Here is a 6,064-nt window from a genome sequence, read left to right as displayed (position 1 = left end):
TGTTGTTGCTCTGCTCCTGATGCTGTTACCCACCATTCAGGGCTAGCCGTCAAAACGTATTCAATCGCTAACACAGCATCCTTTCTTCGCTTGCTTGGCAGTATCGCTTTCAACTTCGTTGTAGCTTCTGCAGTTGACTCGGCGGCTCTATGTTCGTTCTCTGGTGTTCGCTCTGCATCTGCATTCATTGTTTCCCGTTCCCGGTAGCAATGATTGAGCGACGCGGTCACGTTCGCCATGGTCTTTAACTTCTTTGCTCTCATGATCGCAAAAGCCATTTTCACTCACTCGCAGATTATCGTTAAAAGACAGGGCGTCAGGACGGGTGCTTTCGTGAAAGAGTACTCACTAGACTTTGCTGCGCAAAGTCGCTCGGGGTTTCACCCGATGAGCGGCGATAATCTGCTTGATTATCTGCGCTTTGAAGGTCGTAAAAAGAAGTTTATCAGGGTGGTGTAGGCGCACTAATTAAGCTGAGTTAGTGCTTTGATAATTATTCATCCTGAAAGAATCATTGGGAATGCTCCGCAACAAAGGCGGTTGTCCGTATCGCTACGCGCTACAAAAAATTATCCACAATGGTTAACGAAGCTTATTGTTATGATGTTCATCTTTTGAACTATAAAGGCTTACTAATGAGTGACTTTAACGATGATATTTTAATACCTTTATCCTTAGTAACTGGCTCTATGAAGGAAACAGAATCCCTTCTTCTGGTAGCTTATTCAGCCGCACCTACTATTCAATATAAAGGTAAGAGTTTTATGGTTCTCAAAGAGGCAATTGCATGGAATGAAAGCGAGGTTCCTATGTCATCAGGGGTTGAGCGTGAATTCAGGGAATTGCTTGTGAAAGAATTGCAAAAAACTTTAGTTACAGGACAGTTCAAATATACAGATGAGATGATCGAAAAATGGGCCATTCTTTTTAAAGGACAGTCTGAAGCTTTACTTAAAACGAAAAGCAAAAAAGTCCCTGACGGACTCAGAGTTTTAGTTCAAAAAGCAATTTCAAAATAATGTATAGAGGCTTACGAGCCTAAGGTGATTTTATGGCTACAAAAACAGAGATGTCTCTTGATATAAAAGTTAAGTCAGTGAAGGGTGAAACCTTAGGCTGGCTGCAGTTGACGAGCGGCAATGTTAGCTACTATCGGAAACATGCTAAAACGGAATCCGCGCGTTATACATATCAGCAGATTATGTACTTAATTGAAAAGGATTTAGAAGAAAACGAGTAACAGGGGGGTATACAAAAATCAGTTATACGTCACTGTTTCTTTGGAACAGTGACGTATAACTGAGGGGCTTATGTAGCCTATTCCGGAGGGCTGTTTTCAACAGTGACAGCCCCGTGACGGGGTAAATTACGCTAGGATATGCGATGCTTTTCCGATACCACCAAGGGGTTTTAATACGCCCTCTTCTTCCGCTCTATTGACCCACGAACGGTGGATGTCTTGAATCTCCATTGGCGTGATGGTTTTGGATTGTTTACCCTTGGTTAGTCGATCACTAATAAACGCTTTTCCATCGTTCCTTGTGCATTTGATAATCTTGTTCTGAACTTGGTGTAACCACTCCGAATACAGTTGCTCGTCATTATCTAAAAGTGGTGTATTTTGGGACTCACTGGAAGGGCTATTTTCAGACTGGTTTGAACCTGACGCGTCAGGTGCTTCTAACCGTTTTTCACTTGTTAGTGAGCCACTTATTAAACCAGTTTGACCGCTTAGCATGAGCGCAGCATCAGAAAGAGAATGGCCATTTTTCAGCAGCACTTCTAATTGTCTGGAAATGAGTCTGGTTTCTGGTATTCCACGGCTCACAAATTCACCTGTAAACCTAAACAATAAGCTCAAAATATCGAAAGCTAAAACAAAGATTAACCATTTCAAGTCCCGCGCTTTTTCTTCAGGAATGTTGAGCAACCACGCTATCATTTTGTCATCGGCACCATGACCGGATTCACTGGCAATATTGCCGCCTGTAAGCAGCCCCGCCCGTTGTGTCTCAAGGTCTGCTATCAGTTGTTTAGTGCCTGAATAGTTCTGATTTCCTGAGTAGTGGGTCTATCCCAACAAAGGTACCAAACCCACCACAGGAAATAGCGGTATCTTTGGTTCATTCCAACAGAGTTGATAAAGATGTTAATGTAGTAAAAAAACAATCACACAGGATCAACATGAGCTTGCAAATAATGGCCTCTGGAAAAATCACGGTGGGGCCGACTCAGAAAACCAGCCAGAACGGCAACCCTTATACCTTTGCATTGATGAGTGTGCCGACCAGTCAGGAGCGAACTTCGCTCTCTGTCTTTGCTTTTGGAGAGGTCGCCGATTTACTGAATGCACTAGATAAGGGTGATGAAATTACGGTGATTGGTCCCGCTTCATTGGGCGAATGGGAGTCCAGCGGCGAAAAGCGTTGTTCACTGAGTATTACTGCGGAGCAAATACTTTCGCTTTATCAATCCCGAAAGAAGCGAAAAAAGGTGCAAGCGAGTCAGGAACCGGAACCCGTCGCCGATGACTTTAACGACTCGCTAGACCATATTTGAGTGTTAAATCTGTATGCAAGAAACGGTCTTAAAACCCTTAAGATAACCTACACAAGGGTTTTGATTTCATACAAAGGCAGCTGATTCGCATAATCTGGGTTATGTTCAGCTTTCCCAAAACGAAAAGGGTATCCGATGCCAATAAGTTCAGTTTTACGTTGCTTGGCATGGGTTGTTATTTGTTTATTCCGCACACATATTATGCGCAAGTCTAAAAATAACTGGAGAAACCCATGTCTAGAAGTACCGATAACACATTACGGCTGTTAAAAGCTGGTGGCAACTTAAAAGTAAGTGCAGAAGGGAAGAGTACAGAAAACTTATTGCGTATTGTAAAGTTAGCAGCTGCTAATCAAAAATTAATAACGGTCAGTAACTTGGAAGGTAAAAGCACAGAGAATGTGCTGCGGCTAATTAAAGCTGGTGGCGATTATTTAATTGCTGAAGTTTAACAAAACATTGCTGGACTAAATTTTCATGTCAAAAGAAAAAGTACTACCAACTCAATATCATATTGAAGTGTATGAAGGTTCTTTTCGTAATGATCCTTTTTGGGCGGTCGAATCATCTACACCTTTTCCGGCAATGTCTGCTGGAGAAGTTTTTTTCACCGGTGGTTTAGATGCTGCCTTGTATGACAAACCCAATGATAATCAAGTATTTAAAATCAAAGAGTTAAAGCACATGTTTTGGATGATTGAAGGCTCTCACATTGGGCATAAACTAATGGTTTGCATAGAGCTATCCGAGAAAAATCTAAAAGATTAGACTTTAATCAAAGTTCTTAACAGTTGCGTAAAACTACGATGGCAGAGAAGTAGCAACTACACTCTAGTTAAGGTACACCCTAGTTAGAGGCCCTGCCCTTGTCCGAAGCAAGTCTAAATAGGGTTGCTTTTGCGATTTTTAGAGGGTTTTATAAATACCTCTAGACCCTATTTCTCAGCGTTGAGTTGTTTGAAATAGTCGATAATTTCAGTATCGACTGTTTTTTCGGAGGCTTTCAGGACAACATCCCGTTTTTCTGACTGGGACAACTGCTTAAATGATTCCAGTGCCTCACCTGACAGCCGCAGCTCAGCAGACTTGACGCTTTGATTGAGTCTTAACCTCAGCAATGGAGAATAGTTCTCTCGGTTAGGTGATCCCGGTTTCCGTTTCTTTGCCATGAAAGGTCGTTGCTGTGTCGTAAACATACAGTTTAAACAAACGCGTGCGCTCTTTCTAGAGCCCGACTACTTAGGCTTTTCCTGGTGAGCAGTAGGCAAGCCCAGAACTCTCCGGATCTCACCAAAAAGTGCGAAGTGTTTGCAACATTCATGCGACAAACTAAAAAAAGCGCTCAAATATTAAGAATAAGTGCGACATAGGTACGACATTAACGCGACAAAGGCGAAACTTAAGCGCGAAACGGTGGAAAATAACGAAATTTATCAGAATTTAGAGAAGTTAAGGGCGTGGCAGGATACGCTTTTTGTATTACAAAAAAGGAATCATCTGAGCAAGGACTGATAGCTTGGCTGATTTCGAGAGAAAGGTCGCTTTAATCGCCAGGCGGTAAAAGCGACCTTTCTCTGGGTGGGTAGAGGCTTTGTATTACTAGTGATTCTGATCGGCTAATCTATAAATAATATCTTGTATCGTGGGGCATTTTTCAATGCCATATGAACAAAACACACAGCAGCTCCCCGGCTTTTCACTATGATTTACTCCGCAATGTTTGCAGGTAAAAAGGTGTTCAAGAGAGTTGAGTGGCATAGCTCGAATGTCTTGCTTGCCACAGCTAGGGCAAGTCATCGTATTACTTAGTGTGACTTTGTGGTGAAGTTTGGTTTTCATTATTTTGTTCAAGACCTGCCTGTATTTATACAGGCCATTATTGCACATAATTTGTTCTCATTACTGTGTTGAACATCTTTACAGTAAGTTGAAGCATTAGTTGATATTGTGCCACTAAGTCCAGTCCGGTAGTCTGATCGGACTGGACTTATCGGACAACACTGGACATGGCTAAATTAACAATAACAGAAGCGATAAAACGATCCCCTGTCGGCAAGTCTCAGTTCTATGCAAAATATGTTGAAGGCGGCTTAATCAGTGTCTCTGTGGACAGTTCCGGCAAGAAGTATGTGGAGTCCAGTGAGCTGTTAAGATGCTTTGGTGAGATGAAGGGTATGTTGTCCGATAGTCCGTCCGAGTCCAGTCCAGTGGACTTAAAATCGGACAACACTGGACTGCCTGATAATGGACAAGCTGAGGTGATTAAACTGCTTAAAGAGCAGCTGGCAAAAGCTGAGAGCCGCGAAGAAAAGCACTTGGCCCATATTGCATCCCTGACATTGCGATTAGAACCACCCACTGAGCCAAGATCCGCTAAACGAAGCAATATTATTTCACGATGGTGGTACGGCTTGGACAAGGATGACGCTTAGAATAATTCAGAGTGTGTTCCTGTTCGAACAAAAACGATCATCTCTTGTTTGCCTTTCTTTTCAAGGTAGTAAATGAGCAGGAAATCACCGCCAATATGGCACTCTCTATGGTCTGCCCAGTTACCCACCAAAGCATGGTCTAACCACTCTTCGGCTAGTGGCTCATCATTAGCAATAAGCAGCATCATGACCTCTTTTAACTGCTTCATGTCATAACGACCTGACTTAGATAAACGTATCCAGTCTTTCTGGAATGCTTTGGTGTAGTCACTCATCCGGGGCATTGCCGCCCTTTTCTCACTGGCTTTCGATGGCATCAAACAGATCTTCCGAGCGATTAAAACGGGCTTTGGTGATAGCGCGAGCTTCTAGCATTGCTGCTTGGGTGTTTGCATTTGGCACTTGTAGAGCAAAAGGAAATGCCTGATCTGCTGCAATGCGGGTTAGAAAAACACGCACTGCATCTGATACAGATAGCCCCATTGATTCTAGAGCCTGGGCAGCATCCCTTTTCAAGTCTTCATTCACGCGAACATGAATCATGGTGGTTGTAGCCATTGGTAATCATCCTTTTAGGTTTGAGTTACATTGTATCTCAAACCTAAAAGGGTTTCCTATTAATTCCCAACAACACCAGAGCAGCCATTGGTGGGTATGGCGGGGAGCCGGACACTGCTTGTTTTTTGACTGTGGTTTAGTAGGACGATCCAGAAGGATCGCCACTATGTTACACACGGAACATCGTGGGTTTAATTTACATGTAACCTAAAGCGAACACGTTTGTATTCTTGATGTAAATTAATTGTCGATTAATTGTAAATTCTTACAAGAACAGTACAAACGTGTTCTAAATAATTGACAATTAATTCACATATATTTTACATCACAGCAAAATTTCCCTTAAAGATGCCATTGAAAACAGCAGGCGGAGCCTGTTTGAGGCGTTAGTGGTCATTGAATGATGAGCGTTAACGCCGATGCTTGTACGTCACTGTGTCTTTAGGACAGTGACGTACAACTGAAAGCTTGGCTACAACAGGCTATTAGCACGGTTTTTGACAGTGACGGCCCAG

13 protein-coding genes are annotated in these 6,064 nt (G+C 42.7%); 7 read left to right on the top strand and 6 right to left on the bottom strand.

Annotated features, from left to right (window positions below; genetic code table 11):
- Nucleotides 1–278, bottom strand: a 278-nt coding sequence (locus Q0499_RS10260; RefSeq protein ID WP_299198977.1) for a plasmid recombination protein, incomplete at its 3' end; no start/stop codon positions are given.
- Nucleotides 279–333: 55 nt separating this feature from the next.
- On the opposite strand from Q0499_RS10260, the gene Q0499_RS10255 reads away from it, so the two are divergent.
- The 3 genes from Q0499_RS10255 (at nt 334) to Q0499_RS10245 (ending at nt 1,240) form a co-directional block, all read left to right on the top strand.
- Nucleotides 334–459 carry a hypothetical protein gene (locus tag Q0499_RS10255; protein ID WP_299198975.1) on the top strand — a complete coding sequence of 42 codons (126 nt, stop codon included), beginning with the start codon at nt 334–336 and terminating at the stop codon, nt 457–459.
- Nucleotides 460–635: 176 nt separating this feature from the next.
- Nucleotides 636–1,019, top strand: a complete 384-nt coding sequence (locus tag Q0499_RS10250; protein ID WP_299078889.1) for a hypothetical protein — start codon at nt 636–638, stop codon at nt 1,017–1,019.
- A 32-nt stretch (nt 1,020–1,051) separates the two neighbouring features.
- Entirely contained in the window at nt 1,052–1,240 is a 189-nt protein-coding gene (locus tag Q0499_RS10245; protein ID WP_299078887.1) for a hypothetical protein, read from the top strand.
- 126 nt (nt 1,241–1,366) lie between these two features.
- Here Q0499_RS10245 and Q0499_RS10240 read toward each other — a convergent pair whose 3' ends face one another.
- Entirely contained in the window at nt 1,367–1,942 is a 576-nt protein-coding gene (locus tag Q0499_RS10240; protein WP_299198972.1) for a hypothetical protein, read from the bottom strand.
- Between the two features lie 242 nt (nt 1,943–2,184).
- Between Q0499_RS10240 and Q0499_RS10235 the strand changes: the two genes are divergently transcribed.
- The 3 genes from Q0499_RS10235 to Q0499_RS10225 all read left to right on the top strand — a co-directional run bounded on the left by Q0499_RS10235 (nt 2,185) and on the right by Q0499_RS10225 (nt 3,327).
- A complete protein-coding gene (locus Q0499_RS10235; protein WP_299198970.1) occupies nt 2,185–2,559 on the top strand; it encodes a single-stranded DNA-binding protein in 375 nt (124 codons plus the stop codon).
- Between the two features lie 233 nt (nt 2,560–2,792).
- Nucleotides 2,793–3,011 (top strand): hypothetical protein, encoded by a 219-nt coding sequence (locus Q0499_RS10230; protein ID WP_299198967.1) that lies wholly within the window; start codon nt 2,793–2,795, stop codon nt 3,009–3,011.
- A gap of 25 nt (nt 3,012–3,036) precedes the next feature.
- Nucleotides 3,037–3,327, top strand: coding sequence for a hypothetical protein (locus tag Q0499_RS10225; protein WP_299198965.1), 291 nt, complete (start codon nt 3,037–3,039; stop codon nt 3,325–3,327).
- A gap of 167 nt (nt 3,328–3,494) precedes the next feature.
- Here the strand turns inward: Q0499_RS10225 and Q0499_RS10220 are convergent, their stop codons facing one another.
- Together Q0499_RS10220 and Q0499_RS23680 are read right to left on the bottom strand one after the other, a co-directional pair.
- A complete protein-coding gene (locus Q0499_RS10220; protein WP_299198963.1) occupies nt 3,495–3,728 on the bottom strand; it encodes a hypothetical protein in 234 nt (77 codons plus the stop codon).
- Between the two features lie 430 nt (nt 3,729–4,158).
- The gene (locus Q0499_RS23680; RefSeq protein ID WP_363317791.1) at nt 4,159–4,356 is read right to left on the bottom strand and encodes a GDCCVxC domain-containing (seleno)protein; all 198 of its coding nucleotides are present in this window, start codon (nt 4,354–4,356) and stop codon (nt 4,159–4,161) included.
- A gap of 209 nt (nt 4,357–4,565) precedes the next feature.
- Between Q0499_RS23680 and Q0499_RS10215 the strand changes: the two genes are divergently transcribed.
- Entirely contained in the window at nt 4,566–4,991 is a 426-nt protein-coding gene (locus Q0499_RS10215; RefSeq protein WP_299198961.1) for a hypothetical protein, read from the top strand.
- Here Q0499_RS10215 and Q0499_RS10210 read toward each other — a convergent pair.
- Nucleotides 4,988–5,308 carry a type II toxin-antitoxin system YafQ family toxin gene (locus Q0499_RS10210; protein ID WP_299198959.1) on the bottom strand — a complete coding sequence of 107 codons (321 nt, stop codon included), beginning with the start codon at nt 5,306–5,308 and terminating at the stop codon, nt 4,988–4,990. The genes Q0499_RS10215 and Q0499_RS10210 overlap by 4 nt on opposite strands.
- The gene (locus tag Q0499_RS10205) at nt 5,289–5,549 is read right to left on the bottom strand and encodes a type II toxin-antitoxin system RelB/DinJ family antitoxin (protein ID WP_299198957.1); all 261 of its coding nucleotides are present in this window, start codon (nt 5,547–5,549) and stop codon (nt 5,289–5,291) included. Before Q0499_RS10205 ends, Q0499_RS10210 begins: the two co-directional genes overlap by 20 nt.
- Nucleotides 5,550–6,064 lie beyond the last annotated feature (515 nt).

It is taken from the genome of uncultured Amphritea sp. (assembly GCF_937127095.1).
Classification (GTDB): domain Bacteria; phylum Pseudomonadota; class Gammaproteobacteria; order Pseudomonadales; family Balneatricaceae; genus Amphritea.
The sequence above is the reverse complement of the archived record's forward strand: the minus strand, read 5'-3'. Positions and strand labels throughout refer to the sequence as shown.